Source organism: Bradyrhizobium sp. USDA 3397, from assembly GCF_054060965.1.
The window spans coordinates 345,570-366,448 of the sequence record NZ_JBSSDS010000001.1 but is presented as its reverse complement, the minus strand read 5'-3'; the positions used below and the strand labels follow the sequence as shown (position 1 = coordinate 366,448).

Genomic DNA, 20,879 nt, shown 5'->3' with positions numbered 1-20,879 from the left:
GACTTGACGATGGAAATGCTCAACAATCATTGCGGCGTGACGCGCGATGCGCGCGGCGTCGTTCATGTCGCGATCTGCAACGCCGGCCCGCTCAACATTCTCGGCTCGCCGGTCACCGACGCCGTGCGCGAAGGCCTGCAGCAGCTCGCATCCGACCACAGCATCCGCGTCGTGGTGCTGCGCGGACAGAGCGAGAAGAGCCTGATCGGCGGAGCCGACATCAAGGAGATGGCCGGGCTCGACCAGACATCCGCCGAGGCCTTCATCAGCCGCCTGCGCGATCTTTGCGAGGCAGTTCGCCAGTTTCCTGCTCCGGTGATCGCACGCATGCCCGGCTGGTGCCTCGGCGGCGGGCTCGAAGTGGCCGCGGCCTGCGACTTCCGCATCGCCGCGCACGACGCTCATTTCGGCATGCCGGAGGTGCGTGTCGGCATCCCCTCGGTGATCCATGCCGCGCTGTTGCCGCGCCTGATCGGTTGGGCCCGCGCGCGCTGGCTGGTGATGACGGCGGAGAATATCGATGCGCCGACGGCGCTGGCATGGGGCCTGGTCGACAAGATCGCCGCGCCCGGCGAACTGGATGCCGAGGTCGAGCATCTAGTGAAGGCGCTGCTCGATTGCGGCCCTGAGGCGCTGCGATCGCAGAAGGCACTGCTGCGGCAATGGGAGGAACTTCCGCTGACGGAGTCGGTGAACCTCAGCGTGAAAGTGTTCGGCGAGTCGTTCCTGACGGACGAGCCGACGCGGCTGATGGGCGCGTTTGTGAACCGGAAGCGATAGGCGCGCTGTGATGGGTTAGACTCTTTCCATTTCAAAGGTGTCATGCCCCGGCTTGACCGGGGCATCCAGTACGCCGCAGCCTCTCGGCTCAATCATAGCCGCCTCTGGAATACTGGATCGCCCGGTCAAGCCGGGCGATGACAACGGTGTGTGTGGAACGACCAGCGCTTGATCCCCATCCCGCACAACCTCCCCCCAATCGCACGACCAAATCTCATCCGGCCCACGACATTTTCTCATCCCTGCCGCGGTTGCATTTTTTGCGTCGCATCATATGATGATCATAATCTTACACGTCATCGCCAGGGAGTCTCGTCATGGCCGAACCCGTCGTCATCGTCTCTGCTGCACGCACCCCGCTCGGCCGCTTCATGGGCGAATTGTCGCCGCTCCCCGCGCACAAGCTCGGATCACACGTGATCGGGGCGGCGCTGGAGCGTGCCAAGCTCGCTCCGGAGAAGGTCGACGAGGTCTTCATGGGCTGCGTGCTGCCGGCAGGCCAAGGCCAGGCGCCGGCGCGGCAGGCGGCGCGAAGCGCCGGTCTGCCCGACGCCACTGGCGCGACCACGGTCAACAAGGTCTGCGGTTCCGGCATGAAAGCGACCATGCTGGCGCACGACATCATCCGCGCCGGCTCGGCCGACATCGTCGTCTCCGGCGGCATGGAGAGCATGAGCAACGCGCCCTACCTGCTCGCCAAGGCGCGCGGCGGCTATCGCGTCGGCCATGACCGCATCATCGACCACATGATGATGGACGGCCTGGAGGATGCCTACGAGACCGGCCGTTCGATGGGTGATTTCGGCGAGGCCACGGCAGAAGCCTATCAATTCACTCGCAAGGACCAGGACGCTTATGCGATGGAGACGCTGAGCCGCGCCCGCAAGGCCGTCGAGGGCGGCGTGTTCAAGGCCGAGATCGCGCCGATCACGCTGACCGAAAAGGCCGGCCCGCGCGTGATCGCCAATGACGAGCATCCGCTCAAGGTCGACCCCGCCAAGATCCCCGGATTGAAGCCGGCATTCCGCGCCAACGGCACCATCACGCCGGCCGCCTCCTCCGCCAATGCCGACGGCGCCGCCGCGCTGGTGCTGACGAAGCGCGCGCTTGCCGACCGGGGCGGCCTGCCTGTTCTCGCCGAGATCAAGGGCCACGCCACCCACAGCCAGGAGCCGCAATGGTTCACCACGGCGCCGATCCCGGCGATCCGCAAGCTGCTGGACAAGGTCGGCTGGAGTGCGGGCGACGTCGACCTGTTCGAGATCAACGAGGCCTTTGCCGTGGTGGCAATGGCGGCACAGCGCGACCTCGGCATTCCCCGCGAGAAGCTCAATATCAACGGCGGTGCCTGCGCGCTGGGCCACCCGATCGGCGCCACCGGCGCGCGGCTGATCGTGACGCTGCTGCATGCGCTGGAGGCCAATAACCTCAAGCGCGGCATCGCCGCACTCTGCATCGGCGGCGGCGAAGCCACTGCGATTGCGGTGGAGCGCCGCGCCCGCTGACGCAGACGTCCGAAAACGAGGGAACTCTGTCATTTGCGACAGACACATCCCGTGTCATTCTCTACACTGACGCAGGTCTGTTGCGGCCTGCCCATCCACGTTGAGGCCCGATGATCTCGAACTGGCTCGCGGCAGCACTGTCCCGCCGCAACGTCCACTACGGCTGGGTGATGGTCGGCGTGACCTTCCTCACCGCGCTGATCAGCGCCGGCACGGTCGGCGCGCCCGGCGTGTTCATCGTTCCCCTGCAGAAGGAGTTCGGCTGGAGCACGGCGGAGATCTCGTCCGCGCTGTCGATCCGCTTCATCCTGTTCGGGCTGATGGCGCCGTTCGCGGCCGCCCTGCTCAACCGCTATGGCCTGCGCAACGTCACGCTGGCCGCCCAGCTGATCGTGGTCTCGGCGCTCGTGCTCTCGCTCGGCATGACGGAGGTCTGGCAGCTCATCGCCCTCTGGGGCGTGGTGATCGGGATCGGAACCGGCATGACTGCCTTGGTGCTCGGCGCGACCATCGCCACGCGCTGGTTCGCGGCAAGACGCGGCCTCGTCATCGGCATCATGACCGCAAGCGTTGCCACCGGGCAGCTCGTGTTCCTGCCGCTGCTGGCGAGCCTCACCGAACGCTATGGCTGGCGTCTCGCGCTCGGCCTCGTCTGCATCATGCTCGTTATTTCGTCGCTGGCGGTGCTGCTCGCGATGCGTGACCGGCCGAGCGACGTCGGCCTGCGGCCGTTCGGCGACGAAGGCACCGAACCTTTGCCGGCGCCGCCGGTCAGCCACGGCTCGATCACGGGCGTTGCGCTCGGCACGCTGCGCGACGCCTCGACATCGATGGCGTTCTGGATTCTGTTCGCGACCTTCTTCGTCTGCGGCGCCTCCACCAACGGCCTCGTGCAGGTGCACCTGATCCCGATGTGCCTCGATTTCGGTATCCCGCAGGTGCAGGCAGCGAGCCTGCTGGCGGCAATGGGCATCTTCGACTTCTTCGGCACGATCATGTCGGGCTGGTTGTCCGACCGTTACGACAACCGCTGGCTCCTGTTCTGGTACTACGGTTTGCGCGGGCTCTCGCTGATCTTCCTCCCCTTCAGCGACTTCTCCTTCTACGGCCTCTCGGTGTTCGCGATGTTCTATGGTCTCGACTGGATCGCGACGGTACCGCCGACGGTGCGGCTCACCGCGCAGAAGTTCGGGCCCGAGCGCGCCAATCTGGTATTCGGCTGGATCTTCGCCGGCCATCAGCTCGGCGCCGGTGCCGCGGCGTTTGGCGCAGGCTTCTCGCGGACCGTCTATCAGAGCTATCTGCCCGCCTTCTTCATCGCCGGCGCGCTCTGCGTGTTCGCGGCCCTGATCGTGCTGGCGCTGTCGCGGCAGCCGAAACTGCAACCCGCGACGGCCTGAAGCCGGCCTACGACCCGATCGTGATGGTGACGCCTGACCCGGCGGCGTCACCATCCACAAGACGCGCTCGGCCACATTCCCATTAGACTCCTCGCGCCAAACGTGGACAATGCCCTTCGCACGTCACCGTGCGCAGTGCACACCAAGATGCGCCAGAGGAAACAATGCCGGCTGCCTTCCCATCGTCCCCACCCGTCATCCCAACCGCCCCCTTGACCGCCGAGATGCGCGATGCGTTGCGCGCGATCGTCGGCGAGAAAGGCCTGATCGAGGACGAGCATGGCAAGCAGCCGTTTGTGACGGATTGGCGGGGATTGCTGGTTGGCGGCGCCGGGGCCGTTGTTCGCCCTGGCAGCACCGAGGAGGTCTCGAAAGTGGTCCGGCTCTGCCATGCGCATGGCGTCGCGATCGTGCCGCAGGGCGGCAACACCGGCCTGATGGGTGGGGCGACGCCCTGGCCTGTGCACACCGGCATCGTGCTGTCGCTCGGCCGCATGAACCGCGTGCTGGATGTCGATCCCGTCGGCTATTCGATGACGGTCGAGGCCGGCTGCGTGTTGCAGACGCTTCAGGAGACAGCAAGCGAGCACGACCGCTTCCTGCCGCTCAGTCTCGGTGCCCAGGGCTCCTGCATGATCGGCGGCAATCTCTCCACCAACGCCGGCGGCGTGCAGGTGCTGCGCTACGGCAATGCCCGCAATCTCGTGCTGGGGCTCGAGGTCGTCTTGCCGAACGGCGAGATCTGGGACGGATTGCGCGCGCTCAAGAAGGACAACACCGGCTACGACCTCAAGCACCTGTTCATGGGCGCCGAGGGGACGCTGGGCGTCATCACCAAGGCCGTGCTCAAGCTGTGGCCGGCGCCGAAGGACGTCTGCACGGCGTGGCTGGCGGTCCGCGATCCCCGCGCGGCGCTGGAAATCCTGTCGGAGGCGCACGCGGCATCCGAGGACAATGTCGGCTCCTGCGAGCTGCTCAGCCGGGCGGCCATTGACCTTTCCCTGCGCCACATTCCCGGCACGCAGGATCCGCTGAAGGCGGACACGCCCTGGTACCTGCTGCTGGAATGGTCGTCGGCGCGCCCGCGGCAGGACGGAACCGAGGGCATGTCCGGCAAGATGGAGCAGTTTCTCGCCGATCAGCTCGAAGCCGGCCGCGTGCTGGATGCGACGATCGCGCACACATTCGGTCAATCGCGCAACATGTGGCGCATCCGCGAAGCCATGGCGGAGGCCTCCCGCGCCGAGGGACCGGGGATCAGTTTCGACGTGTCGGTGGCGATCTCCAGAATCCCGGAGTTCATCGACAAGGGCCTCAAGGCCGTGCTCGACATTCTCCCGACCATTCGGCCCTATCCGCTCGGGCATATCGGCGACGGCAATCTGCACTTTTCGTTCATGGGTCCGAAGGGCATGGACCAGCAGACGCTGAACCAATACACGGCTGCCATCACGCGCGCCGTGAACGATCTCGTCACTTCCCTGGGCGGCTCGATCTCGGCGGAGCACGGCATCGGCATCGACAAGCTCGACGAGCTCAGCCACTACCGCTCGAAGACCGAGCTCGACATCATGCGCACCATCAAACGCGCGCTCGATCCGCACAACATCATGAATCCCGGCAAGGTGCTCCGGCTGTGATCGGCTCGGCGCCCGGCGTTGGCGGGTCGCAAAGTTGTTGCGACCCGTCCGCCGTTTTTGGAGTGCTATCCTCTGTCCTCAAGCCACCGAGCCGCCGCGCGGGTTGACAACCGTATACCCTCGCAGCGAGCGCGCGTGGATTCGCGTCGCGCGCCCACCCGAGTTGGCGTCATAGGCCATCCAGACGTCGCCTCCGAGGTGCTGCTCAAGGACGAACACGTGTCCTCGTCGCGCAGCAACCATTCCCGGTGCGGGTGATGTCCGCGGAAAGCGGAGCCAATTGGACGCAAGATTTAATTCCGGCACGATACGGCCGAACACGCGCAGAGCCGCGCCGCAGCCGCAGAACGAGGAGGGACAACCGGCCGGACGGCCACCGACGACGCGAGCGCCGTGGACAGTCGCCGGCGTGGTCGTGCTCCCAGCATCAGTCACCGTCAGTTGTGTCGAGCGGTACGCTTGCAGTGTGGGCCTGGAAATCAGCGAAGATCTGGAAGCCAGTGAGGGCCTGGAAGCCCGCTCGCGTCGCGCCTGCGAATAGGAGAAGTCGCAGGGCATGGTGACGTTGCATTCAGGAGCTTGATGAATGCGATAAGGGCGCGCTTCCGAAGCGATAGAACCCAGGATAACGAGGACGCACGCAGAAAATACTCGCTTGAACATTGCAGGACTCCAATGAGAGACCCTGCCCCGGGCAACGAGAAACCAATAACAGTTTGGCTGAAATGGGCCTAAAGCGCGGCTGAAAATGGCTGCGATCGTGCGCCACGACTGCACGATCTCATAGCCTACACGTAGCGCCTGAGATGATTAACTCGCAGCGCTCGAATGCTCGATCAGCGCGTCAAGCTCGCGGCATGCAACCAAGTCGGTCCGCGCAAGGCAAGTATCCATCAGCGCTCCTCCTCCCTGCACTGCCCGGATCGCCAGAACTCGCTGCCGCTCATTGCATCATTGCGGCCGCGATCTTCTCCGCCGACATCAACACCGGAAAGTTGGTGTTGGCGCACGGCACCACCGGGAATATCGAGGCATCAACGACGCGCAGGCCCTGCACGCCCTTGACGCGGCCCTGATTGTCGACCACCGCCATTGGATCCTCAGTGCGGCCCATGCGGCACGAGCACGAGGCGTGCCAGACGCCGATCGTCGCCTTGCGCACGAAGGCTTCCAGGGCCTCGTCATCGTTCATCACCTGATCGAAGGTGAAGCCTTCGACGACGAAATTGTCGATCATGTAGTGACGCAGCGCCGCCGGCCCGTCCATCAGGGCCGCGGCGATCGTGGTGAGAATCTTGTTCCTGGTGTTGACCACGCCGATCTTGCGGACGCGATCGGTATAGGCGGCCGGAAACGGCTTGTCCGTCACCTTCCTGACCACCTCGCTCATCTGGATCGCCGCCATCTTACGGAAACCGCTCATCAGGCGATCGAGATCGCGGCGGTCGGACAGCAGATTGAACTCGACGATCGGCTCTGCGGAGGGATCGCGCGAGGCGAGCTTGACCTGTCCGGTCTCGGAATAGGTCTTGTTGACGAAGGTCAGGAGCGAGCCGATCTGCGCGCCGACGGCGTGCCAGGCCGATTTGCTGATGACGACGACGAACATGTCGCCCTTGGGCACATCAGGCAGCCCGGAGGAGTAGCGCAGGCCGAGCTGCATGTGACGCCTGGTGTGCTCGTTCATGCGCGCGCCGCGGCGGACAAAGGACGACAGCGAGATCGAGGGATGATCCATCAGCCGTTGGCCGACCCCCGGCAAGGCCGCCAGCACGGGAATGCCCAGGTCCTTGAGGTGACCGATGGGGCCGATGCCGGCGCGGAGCAGATGCGCCGGCGAATGAATGGCGCCGCTCGAGAGGATGATCTCGCGCCCGCGGAATTCCTGCTCGCGTCCGTCGACCATCGCCTTCACGCCGACGCAGCGCGTGCCTTCGAACAGCAGCTCTCGTACCTGCGTGTTGGTGGAGATCGCAAGGTTCACGCGCGCGCGGGTGCCGCGATCGAGATACCCCATCGCGGCCGAGACGCGCTGCTCGGCCTGATTGGAATGCGTCACCGGGAAAAAGCCGTCGACGAATTCGCCGTTCTGGTCGGCCACGAATTGATGGCCGGCCTGCTGGAAGGCTTGCGCGAACGCCTCCGAATGCCGCGTCCAGTGCTCGCGCGGGATGCGGCGGACCGGGATCCTGCCGTCCTTGCCGTGATACGGTCCGTCGAAATCGAGGTCGCGCTCCACCTTCTTGAAGAACGGCAGCACGTCGGCCCACGACCAGCCCTCGGCGCCGCGCGCCTCCCATTCATCGTAGTCGGTCGGCGCGCCGCGGTTGGCCATCTGCCCGTTGATCGACGAGCCCCCGCCCAGCACGCGCGCCTGCTCGTATTTGCGCAAGGGAGGCCGCGACTCCTCGGCATTGTTGTGGCTGACGACTTGCGTCGTCACCTTGAGCTCGGTCCAGTGAAAGCGCGGATCGAAATAGGCGGTGCCGGGATAGCTGTCCCTGATCTCGGCCGGCTCGTTGCCGGGTGGCGTGTCCTGACCGGCTTCGCAGAGCAGGACCTTGTTGGCGCTCCTGGCGGAGAGCCGGTGGGCCAGCACGGACCCCGCCGAGCCGCCGCCCACGATGATGAAGTCGTACACGATTGGCGCTTCCTCTTGTTCTTGTTGGCGGAGCTTAGCGCGTTATTGTTTTCTACTGGAAGGGCTTTGGGTGTCCCGGACGCGCAGCAACGCCTTAGGCGTTGCTGCGCTGAGCCGGGACCCAGGAGGCTGCGAGCACGCTGTTGCATGGCCCCGGCTCTGCAGCGCACCGCTGAAGAAGCGCTGCGCTGCGTCCGGGGCACGAGCGTCACGGCTTGGCACGGGGATGCCTACGGCCTGATCGAAAAGTTCTCCGGCGGCCCTGGCTTTCGCAGCGGCTCCGCCAGCCTCGCGAACTCGCACAGGAGCGATCGCGTCTTCCTGGGATCGATGATCTCCTCGACCCAGAATTTTTCGGCCGAGCGGAACGGCGAGCGGAGCTTGTTGAGCCGCTCCTCGATCTCCTTCAGCTTCGCCGCCTTGTCTTCCGCCGCGTCGATGTCGGCGCGGTAGGCGGCTTCGATGCCGCCTTCGAGCGGCAGCGAGCCCCAATAGGCCGAGGGCCAGGCATAGCGGATCGAGAAGCGGTCGGCCGGCTGGTGCACGACACCGGCGACGCCGAACGCGTTGCGCAGGATCACGGTGCACCAGGGCACGGTGGTCTGGTTCACCGCCGCCATGGCGCGCACGCCGTGGCGGATGGTGGCGGCCTTCTCCGCATCGAGGCCGATCATGAAGCCGGGGCAATCCATGAGATAGACGACCGGCAGGTGGAAGGTCTCGGCGAAGTCGACCCAGCGCACCACCTTCTGGCAGGCATCCGCGGTCCAGGATCCGCCATAGTGGAAGCTGTCGCTGGCGAGCAGCAGCACCGCCCTGCCCTCGAGCCGCGCGAGACCGACAATGATCGGCTTGCCGAAGTTCTTCCCGACCTCGAAGAACGAGCCCTTGTCGACGACGGACTCGATGATGGGCCGCATCTTGTAGACCTGCTTGCGGTTGCGCGGCACCGCGTTCATCAGCGCTTCGTCGCCGCGCTCGGGGTTGTCGGTGCAGGGCAAGGTCGGCGGCAGCTCGTAGACCGACGACGGCAGGTAGGAGAGAAAGCGCCGCGCGCAGGCGAACGCCTCTTCCTCAGTGTCGACGGCGTGATCGACCGCGCCGGCGCGGGTCTGGATGTCAGCGCCGCCGAGCTCCTCCTTGGTAAGGTCCTGCCCCAGCGCCTTCACCACCGGCGGACCGGCGACGAACATCGCGGACTTCCGTGTCATGATGGAATAGTGGCTGGCGGCAAGACGCGCGGCGCCCAGGCCCGCCACCGAGCCGAGGCCGAGTGCGACCACCGGCACGCGCGACAGATTCTCCGTCGTGAAGCGATACCAGCGCGTGCCACCGATGCCGCCGGGCAGATTGGCCGCGCCCTTGGTCTCGATGGTCTTGACCGAGCCGCCGCCGCCGGAGCCTTCGATGATGCGGACGATGGGCAGCCGGAAATCGTGCGCCATCTCCTCCGCCATCAGCGGCTTGGCCGAGATCGACGCATCCGCCGAGCCGCCGCGCACGGTGAAATCATCACCGACCACGACCAATGTGCGGCCGTCGACGCGCGCGCGGCCGAACACGCAATTGGCCGGCGTGAGCTTCTTCAGATCGCCGCTGGAATCGTACTCACCGATGCCGGAGACGGCACCGATCTCGTGAAAGCTGCCTTTGTCGATCAGCTTGTCGATACGCTCCCGAACAGTCAGCCGGCCCTGGTCATGCTGTCGCTTGACCTTGTCAACGCCGCCCATCTCCCGCGCGAAGGCTTCGCGCCGGGCGAGCTCGTCGAGTTCCGGCTTCCAGTTCATTCACTCCCTCCGAATGGATCGGCTTGTTATTATTGTGCACGGCCATGGCGACCGGCTTACGCGAGATACGGTTGTTGAAGGCGTCGCCTTCCGCGCCTTCCATCAGGCTGCCGAGCGAGCGGCCAAGCTGGAGCATCAGCGGTGCGACTTCGTCGTGCAGACGCTGCTCGTCATACATCGCCGACAGAAGACCGATCGTGATGACCACGAAGGTCTGGTACTGCGGCGACCAGATCGGCACCGCGAGGCCGTTGATGTGCGGACTCCAGAGGCCGCAGGCGACAACATAGCCGCGCTCGCGCAGCATCTGCCGGTTGGCCTCGATGCGGGGCTTGAGAATCTTCGCAGCTTCGGGGGCTTCGCGCTCCATGTCTGCGACGAAGGCATCTCCAACTTCCGGCGCCAAGGCCGCGGTATAGGCTGCGCCTGCGGCGGTCGAGGCCATCGAGATGCGGCTGCCGGTGCCCTCGTGCAAACCGAGCGCATTCGGCGAGCGCGCGAACTGGAGATAGACGAGATGGAAGCGGTCGGGGACGACGAACCCGACCGTGCCCGGCAGCTGCTCGGCGACTTCCTGCAGCCGCTGGCGAATCATGCTGCGCAGCTGCGCGCCCTTCATCATCGAAGCACTCATCGCCACCGCGCTGGGGCCGATGCGATACTTCTGGTCGCGTGGGAGATACACGAGCTGGCCCATGCGGGTCAGCGTATGCGTGAGCCGCGACACCGTCGAACGCGGCAGACCGCAGCGATTTGAAATCTCGAGATTGCCGAGTCGCGCCTCGTGGCCCTCGAAGCATCGCAATACGTCGAACGCGCGCGACACCACCTGGATCACATCACCCTCACCGGCTTCGCCAGCGAGCGCACCTTGCCTACTCAACCGCTCCGAACGTCGTCCCATGATCCCTACCGTTGTGTTCCGCTGTGCGGAATTAAATTCCACTTGCAGACGACGCTACCTCAGGCATTTTGCGACGACAACAAAAAGGCGATGGCATGCCAGAAATTAAGATCGTCACGGAGGTCGCGGGACGCATCTGCGCGACTCTCGTGCAAGTTGGAGGAACCGTCGCGGATGGCGATGACGTTGTGGTGGTCGAAGCGATGAAGATGGAGATCCCAGTGCCCTCGCCCGCAAACGGCACCATCACATCGCTTCTGGTAAAGGTCGATGACGTCGTTGCGGAGGGACAGGCGATCGCGATCGTCGCGAGTTGAGCGTCTTATCCGGTCTTTTCCGCGACAATGTGTCAGTCGCATTCCCGCGCGCGCTGTACGACGTTGCCATCGCTTGATGGCGGTGACATGATCGGTTTCAAACAAAACGTTGTTTCAAACAAAGAATGAAAATCTTCGCGGCAAAGCGAGGATCATTGGAGGGAAACATGCTTCGTGGGCTGCTCGTGCTCGCGCCTGCTCTGGTGGCGGGCGTTTCTTTTGCGTCTACACGCTATTCGTTCGCCGAAGACATCAAGCTGCCGGCGACATTGACCTTCACCGCCTATGACACCGGCACCGCCGGCTTCAACATCGCCGTCGGCGTCGGCAAGATGATGAAGGACAAGTACGGCACCGACGTGCGCGTGCTCCCCGCAGGCAACGACGTCGCGCGCCTCGCGCCGCTGCGCGCCAAGCGCGCGGTGTCCGCGGCGATGGGATCGGGCACCTACTTCGCGCAGGAAGGCGTGTTCGAGTTCGGCTCGAAGGAATGGGGGCCGCAACCGCTGCAGACCCTGCTCTCGACCGTCGACTGCAATTGCGCCTCGCTTGCGGTGGCCGCCGACACCGGCGTGAAGGAGCTGAAGGACCTCAAGGGCAAGCGCGTCGGCTTCGTGGTCGGCTCGCCCGCGCTAAACCAGAACTCGCTCGCGGTGCTCGCCTTCGCCGGGCTGACGCAAAAGGACGTCAAGGCTGTCGAATTCGCCAGCTACGGCGCGATGTGGAAAGGGCTGATCAACAACGACGTCGATGCCGCCTTCGGCACCACCATCACCGGTCCCGCCAAGGAGGCCGAGGCTTCGCCGCGCGGGTTGATCTGGCCGCCGCTGCCCGCCAAGGACAAGGAGGGTTGGACGCGGATGCAGAAGGTCGGCTCATTCTTCTTCCCGCAGCTTGCGACTTGCGGTGCCGGCATCTCGCCGGAGAAGCCGATCGAGCTCGGCAATTATCCCTATCCGATCTTCGTCGCCTACGCCTCGCAACCGGCCGACCAGGTCTATGCGATCACCAAGGCGATGATCGTCAACTACGACGCTTATAAGGACTCCGCGCCTGGCGCCGGCGGACTCGCGGCCAACCGCCAGACCAAGAACTGGGTGGTGCCGGTGCATCCCGGCGCGGTGAAGGCGTTGAAAGAGGCCGGCCAATGGAGCGACGCTCAGGAGGCACACAACAACCAGCTGATCAAGCGGCAGGAGGTGCTGGCGGCCGCCTGGGCCGATTACGGCAAGTCCAATCCGCCGTCGGACGACAAGGCGTTCCTCGACGGCTGGACGAAGGCGCGTGCCGCGGCGCTAGCGAAAGCCGGCATGCCGAACGGGTTCGAGGAATAGAGTGAGGTGTTGTTAGGCGTGATCGTTGCCTCGCGAGAAGTGCGCCCCCTCTCCCGCTTGCGGGAGAGGGTTGGGGAGAGGGTGCCTCCGCGGTGGGATTCCCCCAGAGGAGAAAGCCCTCACCCGGCGCTTCGCGCCGACCTCTCCCGCACGCGGGAGAGGTTGAGCGCGGGACCAGAGCGGTTCAAACAACTGCCGTTTGCCTAATTGCGTTCACCAGCCCACGCGCGGGATCGATGATGTCCTCTTCCACTTCCACCGTCCCGCAAGACGCGCCCAAGCGCGTCGTATTCGATGATCCCCATGGCGCCGCCGGCAACATGCAGGAAGCGGAAGTCACGCGCGTCCGCACGTTGCGCGGCGCGTGGCGCTGGACGCTGATTGTTGCGACCGCCGCGACGATCCTGCTCTGCATCAACCAGCAATTCTCGCTGCGCTTCTTCGTCGGATACACCCAGCTCAACACGGAATATTTCTATCTCCTGATCGCGTTGATGCTGCCATTCACGTTCCTGATCTTTCCGGGCACCGGACGCGCGCCGCTCGACCGCGTTCCCTGGTATGACCTCGTCTTATTCGTCGTGACCTTCGCGGCGGCGCTCATACTGATGGTTAACGTGCGCAAGGCGGCGGAGGCCGGCTGGGAATTCGGCGGCGCGCCCAACACGGTGATCGCCGCAGGCCTCGTGATGTGGGTGATGCTGATGGAGGCGTCGCGCCGCACCGGCGGCTGGAGCCTGCTCCTCAGCGTGCTGCCCTTCACCGTCTATCCGCTGTTCGCGGAGGCTGGCTGGCTCGGGCCGTTCCGTGGCACGCAATCGACGCTCGAGCAGGCGACCGCCTATCACGTGCTCTCGGGCGAGAGCCTGCTCGGCATTCCCATCCAGGCCTTTGCCGACACCGTGATCGGCTTTTTGGTGTTCGGCACCGCGCTGATGATGACGGGCGCCGGAAAATTCTTCATCAATCTTTCCTTCGCCATGTGCGGCACCTTTCGCGGCGGCGCGGCAAAAGTCTGCATCTTTGCCAGCGGCCTGCTCGGCATGATGTCGGGCTCGATCATCTCCAACGTGCTCACGGCGGGAACCATGACCATCCCCGTGATGAAAAAGAGCGGCTTCCGCGCGTCCTATGCCGCGGCGATCGAGGCCTGCGCCTCGACCGGCGCGGTGCTGGCTCCACCGGTGATGGGCGCGACCGCTTTCGTCATCGCGCAATTCCTCAACGTCAGCTACGCCGACGTCGCGGTCGCCGCGATCATTCCCGCAGTGCTCTACTATGTCGGCCTGTTCATGCAGGTCGATGCCTATGCCGCGCGCCACAAGCTGAAGGGCATTCCGCGCGCCGAGCTGCCGCGGATCATGGACACGATCAAGGACGGCTGGTACTACGTCTTCGTCATCGCGCTTCTGATCGTGATGCTGCTCTATTTCAAGCGCGAGAGCCACGCGCCGTTCTACGCCACCGCGCTGCTGCTGGTCCTCAACCAGTTCTTCTCCAAGGAGACGCGCTGGACATTTGCGACGATCGGCAAGTTCCTGGAGGTCAACGGCCGCACCTTCGTCGAGCTGGTCGGCATCCTCGCCGGCTGCGGCCTCTTGATCGGCGCGTTCTCGATGACGGGCGTGGTGTCGAGCCTCGCCAACGACCTCCTGCACATCGCCGGCGACAATGCCTTCCTGCTGCTCGGCATGTGCGCGCTCACCAGCCTCATTCTCGGCCTCGGCCTGACGACGACGGCCTGCTACATTTTCCTCGCCATCCTGGTCGCGCCGGCGCTGGAGAAGCTCGGCCTCAACCGCATGGCCGTGCACATGTTCATCTTCTACTGGGGTATGCTGTCATCGATCACTCCGCCGGTCGCGATCGCCTCCTTCGCGGCCGCCGGCATCGCCGGCTCGCCGGCCATGAAGACGGGCTGGGAATCGATGTGGGTCGGCAGCATCATCTATTTCCTGCCGTTCTTCTTCGTGCTCAATCCGGCGCTGGTGCTGCAGGGCTCGAGCCCCTATCTCGCCGGCCTCGGCCTGATGGGCCTCGCTGCCCTCGGCACGCTGTTCATCTGCGGCGGCATCCAGGGCTACCAGCCGTTCGTCGGCGACTTGCGCGGTACAGGCAGTCTGGAATGGCCCATCCGTGTGCTGCTGGTGATCGGCGGCTTCGTGGTAGCGACCCCCGGCGGCGGCATCATGCCGCTGTCGCAGATGCAGGTGACGCTGCTCGGCCTTGGCATCCTGCTGCCGACGATCCTGATCGCGCTTCTCCTGGTCCGGCGCCAGCCTGTGATGCCGGACGGGTTGCGCGTACCCTGATTGCGTTGCACAAGGGTGGCGATGAAACCGCTCTCGCCTCTCGCCAGCGCTTGGACCCGTTCGAAGCCGCCCCTGCTGCGGTTCCTGGACAATTGCCTCAGCGAGTTCTCCGCCGAGACGTCGGGCCATGTCGCCAATTACATTCCCGAGCTCGGCAAGGCCGACCCCGCCTATTTCGGCATCAGCCTCGCGACGCTGGACGGCCATGTCTATGAAGTCGGCGACTCCAGGGTGCCCTTCACCATCCAGTCGATGTCGAAACCCTTCGTGTTCGCGCTGGCGCTGGACCTGCTCGGCGCCGGCAAGGTCGAAGGTGCGATCGGCGTCGAGCCCTCCGGCGATCCCTTCAACTCGATCCGGCTCAATTCGGAGAACCATCCGTTCAACCCGATGGTCAATGCCGGCGCGATCGCCTGCACCGGGTTGATCTACGACAGCAAGGGCGCGGAGGCTTTCGAGCAGATCCGCCTTGCGCTCAGCCGTTTTGCAGGCCGCGACCTCTCCGTCGACGAGGCGGTCTATGCTTCCGAAAGCCAGACCGGCGACCGCAACCGCGCCATCGGCTATCTGCTCAAGACCAACGCGGTGATCTCGGACAACGTCGCCGGCGTGCTCGACGTCTATTTCCGGCAATGCGCCGTGCTGGTGACCGCGCGCGACATCGCGGTCATGGCGGCGACGCTCGCCAATCGCGGCATCAATCCGGTCACCGGCGAGCAGGTGCTGAGCGCCTACGCGATCTCGCGCACTCTTTCGGTGATGACCTCGTCGGGCATGTACGACTATGCCGGCGAGTGGATCTACCGCATCGGCATCCCCGCCAAGAGCGGCGTCGGCGGCGGCATCCTGGCCGCGCTCCCGGCCCGCCTCGGGCTCGGCAGCTATTCGCCAAAGCTCGACAAGCACGGCAACAGCGTGCGCGGCATCAAGGTCTGCGAGGCGCTGTCCTCGCACTACGACCTGCACATGCTCAACCGCAGCGACGATGCGCGCAACGCCGTCATCGCCGACTACGACATCGGCAAGAGCCCGTCGCGCCGCGTGCGCCGTCCGCAGGAGCGCGAGATTCTCGCCGCGCACGAGCAGGAGGTGCGCATCATCGAGCTGGTCGGCACGCTGTCGCTGTCGGCGGTCGATTACGTCTCGCGCCGGCTCGCGGGACGACCGCGGCCGCAATTCGTGATCTTCGATCTGCACCGCGTGACCTCGACTACGCGGGCCGGCGCGCGGCTGGTGGCCGAAGCGTTCGAGGAATTGGCTGCGCTGAATGTCACGGTGGTCTTGTCCGGCGTCCGGCGCGCCTCCAAGGAATGGAATACCTTACGCGAATGGACCGCCGAGCTGAAGAACGTGCGCGACTTCTATCTGCTCGACACTGCGATCGAATGGGCCGAAGACCAGATCGTCTATCGCTACGGCGGCTCGATCGATTTTCACGAGACCACCGAGCTTGCCGAACAGCCCCTGCTGACAGGGCTGAGCGAGGAAGAGCTGACGGATCTCGCCTCGCTCTGCACCATCAGGACCTATCAATCCGGCGCGAAGATCCTCACGGCCGGCGACCCCGCCGATGCCCTGTACTTCCTGCGCAGCGGCGCCGTGCACGTCACCTTGCCCGACGGCGTCAGGCTGGCGACGCTCACCGCCGGCATGGCGTTCGGCGAGATGGCGCTGCTGGAGCAAACCCGCTCCGCCGACGTGTTCGTCGACATGGCAGCGACGGCATGCGAGGTGCCGCTGAAGGATTTCGAGCGCTTCCGCAAGCAGCACCCCCGCGCCAGCGAATGCATCATGCGCAACCTGGCCCAGCTCCTGGCCGACCGCCTGATCGTCGCCAACGCCAAGGTGGATATTCTGACCTCGACGTGAGCGCAGAGGTTTTCACCTCTCCCCGACGGGGAGAGGTGTAGCGGCTTCCCTGTCCGCACCTGACCTACCGGCTCGCCGCTTCGCTGATACGTCGCCTGATCTTGGCGGCACTGGCGTTGAGCAATGCGGACGGCTGCTGGCCGGTGGCGGCGCACAGGCAGGCCCAGTAGTAGACGACATCGCCAAGCTCTTCGACGAGACCGGCCTTGTCGAGCCAGTCGTCGCGCAGGAGCTTCTTGATGTGCTCGGCGACCTCGCCCGCCTCAGCGGCAAGGCCCAGCCCGAGATAAGACAACCGCTCGTTGGACGGATGCTCGTCGACTTTGGCAATAGTTGCGGCCCAGGCCGCATATTCATCGATTGTCATGAGCATCCCTCGCAAGCCGAGCTGTGGATCAGCCCACCACCTCGGTGACGGGCTGGAGGTCGATCTCGAATGTCTCCAGGAACTTCGACGTCATGATGTAGAAGCCAACCGAGAGCTGGAGCTCGACCAGCGCGGCCGGTGTCAGCTTCGATGCGATCGCCTTGAAGGTCGCATCCGTCGGCTTCGTCAGCTTCACGATCTCATCGGTGAAGGCGAGCGCGGCGCGCTGCAACTCGTTGAAGCAGGATGCGGCCTGCCAATTCTCGAGCGCCTCGTTCTGCTCGTCGGTGACGCCGACATTCTTGCCGATGCGCTTGTGCGCGACGATCTCATAGGGTGCCTCGCACAGGATGCCGGTACGGGTGATCGCAAGCTCGCGCACGATGGGGTCGAGCTCGCCCTTGTGCCTGATTGCGCCCCCGAGGCGGCAATATTGCTCAAAGTAACTCGGCGAATGCGCCATCATCCGGAAGATGTTGGCATGACGGTTCTTGTCGAGGATTTCGCGGGTGCGGTCGGTTGCCTTGGACGGGTCGCTGTACTGAATGCGGGCCATGATTTTCCTGAAGTTTTCCCTGATCTTTTGATGCTTTTTGTCGCCATCGGCGAAGGTTCCCGAAGACTCTATTCGCGCGGGGACGCAGGAGCAACATCATCGAGTCAAATTGCCGCCGCATTGCTGATCGACCCTGACACAGTCGATATTCGCCGCGGGGGGACAAATCGCGGCGGATACTCGCAAGGGGTGTTCCGAGTAAAAACAATTGGCCGTCGTATGCGCTCACCGCGCAACGATGAGTCATGCCCAAGTCTAGGGAGAAAACGGCATGAAGGAAGCCACCAAGGGGGCAGCCTCGGGAGCGCTCGCGCATATGCTGGCGGTGACGGCGATGCTCGTCATCGCCAGCATCTTGTTCTACGGGCGTTAGAGTATTTCGATTGCGCATGATCTTTTCGGAGAACCGCTTCACACTTTTCCGGATCAGGCGCTCAGCGTTTTCGTCATTCCGGGGTGGCTCTCGCACAAGCCAAGCCCAGAATTCCCGTTCCAGGCTCGGTCACATGACCGCCCCCGAATGACGGATCCACACTATTTCAGCCTGACAAAGAACGGCACGAGCTTTCCGGCGAACGGCTTGAAGCTCGCGATGACCGAATCGCCGATGGCGAGGTCATTCTCGCCGTGGGCCATCATGCGAAAACCTTCGGCGCAATCGACCAGCAGGATGTTGTAGGGCACGTGCGCGCGCGTCTCGAGCGTTGCCGCGCGGCAGACCAACGAGGTCGCATACACCCTGCCCTTGCCACTGGCGCGCTGCTCGCGCGGGTTTGATTCGCCACAAGCTGCGCAGAAGGCCCGATGAAAATACTGTACATGCCCGCATACGGTGCAGGTCTGGTAGGCGATGGCCTCTTCACCCTTGGTCCAGTCCGCCAGACGTTCGCTCATCTGACCCGCTCCAGGAACATGCTGACGTGAGACGACAGCACGCCGCCGTCGCCGTGCAGCAGTACAATCGAGGCGTCGCGGACCTGGCGGGTGGCCGCCCGCCCCGTCATCTGCAAATGCGCCTCGACGAGATGCGCCATGGCGCCGCCGACGCCGCAATGGCCGTAGCTGAGCAGGCCGCCATGGGTATTCAGCGGCATCGCGCCGTCACGGCTGAAATGGCCGGCGCGCACCCGCGCGGCCGCCTCGCCGCGGCCGGCAAGACCGAAGTCTTCCAGCAGCATCGCAAGCGTGATCGTAAAGCTGTCGTAGATCGCGGCATAGCGCACGTCGGAAATCGCGAGACCCGTGGCCGCCTTTGCACGTGCGATGGAGATCTCGGCGCCAAGCTCGCTGAGGGCGGGCGCTGCCGTGACATGCTGATGCGTGTGGGCCTGGGCGCAGCCGCGGATACGCACGCCCGCTTCCCCGGTTCGCTCGCGGCTGACGACGAACGCCGCGCCGCCGTCGGAGACCGGGCAGCAATCGAGCAGCTTGAGCGGCATCGCCACTGGCTTGGAGGCCATGACGTCGGCGACATTGATGGGATCGTGGAATTGCGCGCCGGGATGGATGCAGGCGTGGGCACGCATCAGCACCGCGAACTCGGCGAGGTCCTCTTCGGTCACGCCGTATTCGTGCATGTATCGGTTCGCAACGAGGCCGTAATAAGCGGGAATGGTCGGTCCTAACGGCACCTCGTAGTCGGGATGGCCGACCTGCGCCAGCGCCTGGATCGAGGCATCGCGGCTCTGCCCGGTGAGCCGGTTCTCACCGGCGACGACGAGCACTTTGCGGCAGACGCCTGCTTCGACGAGGTGATGCGCGAGCATCGTCATCGCAAGACCCGTGGCCCCGCCGACCTGCACGGCATGCGCGTAAGACGGGCGAATGCCAAAGTGCTCGGCGAAGACGGTGGCGAGCATGATGTGCGGGGAGACGGTGGAATAGCCGCAGAGAATGCCGTCGATGTCGGTGCGCTCGAGGCCGGCATCGTCGAGCGCGGCTTGCGCGGCCTCGCTCATCAGGTCGAGCGAGGAGGAGCCCTCGTGCTTGCCGAACGACGTGAGGCCGACGCCGGTGATGAAGCTCATGGCGGGCTTTCTCCACCGTCATTCCGGGGCGCGCCGTTAGGCGCGAGCCCGGAATCCATACTCCCGATGGTGGTTATGGATTCCGGGCTCGCGACTTCGTCGCGCCCCGGAATGACGGATGAGAGAGTTGTGGTCATCTCCACTCTCCCTACTCCGGCGCCACGCGCGTGACGCCGTCGCGCACCATGGCCGCGATTTCGTCGGCGGAATAGCCGATCTCGCGCAAAATCTCGGCGCCGTGCTCATTGAGCCGCGGCGCCATGCGTACCGGCTCGGCTTCTGTCTCGGACCAGGTCGCCGTCACTTTCATGCTGCGGATCGGACCTTCGGTCGGATGTGTCACCACCGGGAAGAAGCCGGTCGCCTCCAGATGCGGATCGTGCAGGATCGAGGCGAGGTCGTGCATTGGCATGACAGGCACGTCCGCTTCAGTCAGCAGGTCGATCCATTCGGCCGTGGTCCGCGTCTCGAAGATGCGGGCGAGTTCGGCATAGACGACGTCAATATTGGCCGCGCGGCCGGCGAAAGTTGCGAACTTGGGATCGGCGCGAAGGTCATCGCGCCCCGTCGCCTTGAAGAAGTTCTCCCACTGCTTGTCGTTGTAGACGATGACGCTGAGATAGCCGTCCGAGGTCTTGTAGGGCCTGCGGTCGCGCGAGAGATGGCGGGCATAGCCGCCCTTGTCGAGCGGCGGCTCGAACGTGAGCCCGCCCATGTGATCACCCATGACGAAGCCGGCCATGGTCTCGAACATCGGGATGTCCAGACGCTGGCCGCGGCCGGTGCGGTCGCGGTGCACCAGGGTGGCACAGATCGCGCCGACCGCGGTAAGGCCGACAATGCGGTCCACGAGCGCGTTCGGCACGTAACGCGGCACGCCATCGCCGGTCTGCGCCATCAGCGCCGGCAACGCGGTGGCGCCCTGGATCAGATCGTCGTAAGCGGGTTTTGCGGCATAGGGCCCGTCCTGGCCGAAACCGAACACGCCGGCATAGACCAAGCGCGGGTTGATGGCGGAGACGACGTCGTAGCCGAGCTGCAGCCGCGCCATCGCCTGCGGGCGGACGTTGTAGACCAGGACGTCGGCGTCCTTCAAAAGCCGCAGCACGGCTTCGCGGCCCGCCGGTTTCTTCAGGTCGAGGCAGATCGATCGCTTGCTGCGGTTGGTGTTGAGAAACACGGGCCCCATGCCGGCGTGACGCATCGGGCCGATCAGGCGGGTGACGTCGCCGTCCAGCGATTCTACCTTGATAACGTCGGCACCGTAATCGCCGAGCATCTGGGTCGCATAAGGGCCCATCAGCACGGTGGTCATGTCGACGACCTTGATGCCTTTCAGCGGCCCCATCGTTCGCTCCCGATCGCGCGGGGCTCAATTGCCTCGCGATTTCGGTCCAGCTAACGGCAGTGCCGCCGCTCGCGCAAGGGCGAGCGGCG

17 protein-coding genes are annotated in these 20,879 nt (G+C 64.8%); 8 read left to right on the top strand and 9 right to left on the bottom strand.

Annotation, left to right across the window (positions count from 1 at the left end; all coding sequences use genetic code 11):
• Positions 1 to 9: 9 nt before the first annotated feature.
• From ACVWYQ_RS01630 to ACVWYQ_RS01615, 4 genes are all read left to right on the top strand, one after another.
• On the top strand, positions 10 to 780 hold the full coding sequence (locus ACVWYQ_RS01630) for an enoyl-CoA hydratase (protein ID WP_271547143.1): 771 nt from the start codon (positions 10 to 12) through the stop codon (positions 778 to 780).
• 317 nt (positions 781 to 1,097) lie between these two features.
• Positions 1,098 to 2,285: an acetyl-CoA C-acyltransferase gene (locus ACVWYQ_RS01625; RefSeq protein ID WP_271547144.1), complete on the top strand. Its 1,188-nt coding sequence runs from the start codon at positions 1,098 to 1,100 to the stop codon at positions 2,283 to 2,285.
• A 110-nt stretch (positions 2,286 to 2,395) separates the two neighbouring features.
• Positions 2,396 to 3,685: an MFS transporter gene (locus ACVWYQ_RS01620; protein ID WP_271547145.1), complete on the top strand. Its 1,290-nt coding sequence runs from the start codon at positions 2,396 to 2,398 to the stop codon at positions 3,683 to 3,685.
• A gap of 164 nt (positions 3,686 to 3,849) precedes the next feature.
• Positions 3,850 to 5,325 carry an FAD-binding oxidoreductase gene (locus ACVWYQ_RS01615; RefSeq protein ID WP_271547146.1) on the top strand — a complete coding sequence of 492 codons (1,476 nt, stop codon included), beginning with the start codon at positions 3,850 to 3,852 and terminating at the stop codon, positions 5,323 to 5,325.
• A gap of 78 nt (positions 5,326 to 5,403) precedes the next feature.
• On the opposite strand, the gene ACVWYQ_RS01610 is transcribed toward ACVWYQ_RS01615, so the two are convergent.
• The 4 genes from ACVWYQ_RS01610 to ACVWYQ_RS01595 form a co-directional block, all read right to left on the bottom strand.
• A complete protein-coding gene (locus tag ACVWYQ_RS01610; RefSeq protein WP_271547147.1) occupies positions 5,404 to 5,988 on the bottom strand; it encodes a hypothetical protein in 585 nt (194 codons plus the stop codon).
• Positions 5,989 to 6,268: 280 nt separating this feature from the next.
• Positions 6,269 to 7,966, bottom strand: coding sequence for a GMC family oxidoreductase (locus ACVWYQ_RS01605; protein ID WP_271547148.1), 1,698 nt, complete (start codon positions 7,964 to 7,966; stop codon positions 6,269 to 6,271).
• Between the two features lie 230 nt (positions 7,967 to 8,196).
• Positions 8,197 to 9,756 (bottom strand): acyl-CoA carboxylase subunit beta, encoded by a 1,560-nt coding sequence (locus tag ACVWYQ_RS01600; protein ID WP_271547149.1) that lies wholly within the window; start codon positions 9,754 to 9,756, stop codon positions 8,197 to 8,199.
• Positions 9,686 to 10,660 (bottom strand): IclR family transcriptional regulator, encoded by a 975-nt coding sequence (locus ACVWYQ_RS01595; RefSeq protein ID WP_157282238.1) that lies wholly within the window; start codon positions 10,658 to 10,660, stop codon positions 9,686 to 9,688. The genes ACVWYQ_RS01600 and ACVWYQ_RS01595 overlap by 71 nt, the downstream gene beginning before the upstream one ends.
• A gap of 95 nt (positions 10,661 to 10,755) precedes the next feature.
• On the opposite strand from ACVWYQ_RS01595, the gene ACVWYQ_RS01590 reads away from it, so the two are divergent.
• From ACVWYQ_RS01590 to glsA, 4 genes are all read left to right on the top strand, one after another.
• Positions 10,756 to 10,977 (top strand): acetyl-CoA carboxylase biotin carboxyl carrier protein subunit, encoded by a 222-nt coding sequence (locus tag ACVWYQ_RS01590; protein ID WP_225155874.1) that lies wholly within the window; start codon positions 10,756 to 10,758, stop codon positions 10,975 to 10,977.
• Positions 10,978 to 11,144: 167 nt separating this feature from the next.
• Positions 11,145 to 12,311 (top strand): TAXI family TRAP transporter solute-binding subunit, encoded by a 1,167-nt coding sequence (locus tag ACVWYQ_RS01585; RefSeq protein ID WP_271547150.1) that lies wholly within the window; start codon positions 11,145 to 11,147, stop codon positions 12,309 to 12,311.
• Between the two features lie 236 nt (positions 12,312 to 12,547).
• Entirely contained in the window at positions 12,548 to 14,623 is a 2,076-nt protein-coding gene (locus tag ACVWYQ_RS01580) for a TRAP transporter permease (protein ID WP_456725366.1), read from the top strand.
• 21 nt (positions 14,624 to 14,644) lie between these two features.
• Positions 14,645 to 16,492, top strand: a complete 1,848-nt coding sequence (glsA, locus tag ACVWYQ_RS01575; protein ID WP_404541710.1) for a glutaminase A — start codon at positions 14,645 to 14,647, stop codon at positions 16,490 to 16,492.
• 64 nt (positions 16,493 to 16,556) lie between these two features.
• On the opposite strand, the gene ACVWYQ_RS01570 is transcribed toward glsA, so the two are convergent.
• From ACVWYQ_RS01570 to ACVWYQ_RS01550, 5 genes are all read right to left on the bottom strand, one after another.
• Entirely contained in the window at positions 16,557 to 16,859 is a 303-nt protein-coding gene (locus tag ACVWYQ_RS01570) for a nucleoside triphosphate pyrophosphohydrolase family protein (RefSeq protein ID WP_036022497.1), read from the bottom strand.
• A 28-nt stretch (positions 16,860 to 16,887) separates the two neighbouring features.
• On the bottom strand, positions 16,888 to 17,415 hold the full coding sequence (locus ACVWYQ_RS01565; RefSeq protein ID WP_157282243.1) for a carboxymuconolactone decarboxylase family protein: 528 nt from the start codon (positions 17,413 to 17,415) through the stop codon (positions 16,888 to 16,890).
• 534 nt (positions 17,416 to 17,949) lie between these two features.
• On the bottom strand, positions 17,950 to 18,309 hold the full coding sequence (locus ACVWYQ_RS01560; protein WP_404541713.1) for a Zn-ribbon domain-containing OB-fold protein: 360 nt from the start codon (positions 18,307 to 18,309) through the stop codon (positions 17,950 to 17,952).
• Positions 18,306 to 19,442: a thiolase family protein gene (locus ACVWYQ_RS01555; protein ID WP_404541715.1), complete on the bottom strand. Its 1,137-nt coding sequence runs from the start codon at positions 19,440 to 19,442 to the stop codon at positions 18,306 to 18,308. The genes ACVWYQ_RS01560 and ACVWYQ_RS01555 overlap by 4 nt, the downstream gene beginning before the upstream one ends.
• Positions 19,443 to 19,590: 148 nt before the next feature.
• On the bottom strand, positions 19,591 to 20,790 hold the full coding sequence (locus tag ACVWYQ_RS01550) for a CaiB/BaiF CoA transferase family protein (protein WP_404541717.1): 1,200 nt from the start codon (positions 20,788 to 20,790) through the stop codon (positions 19,591 to 19,593).
• Positions 20,791 to 20,879: the final 89 nt, after the last annotated feature.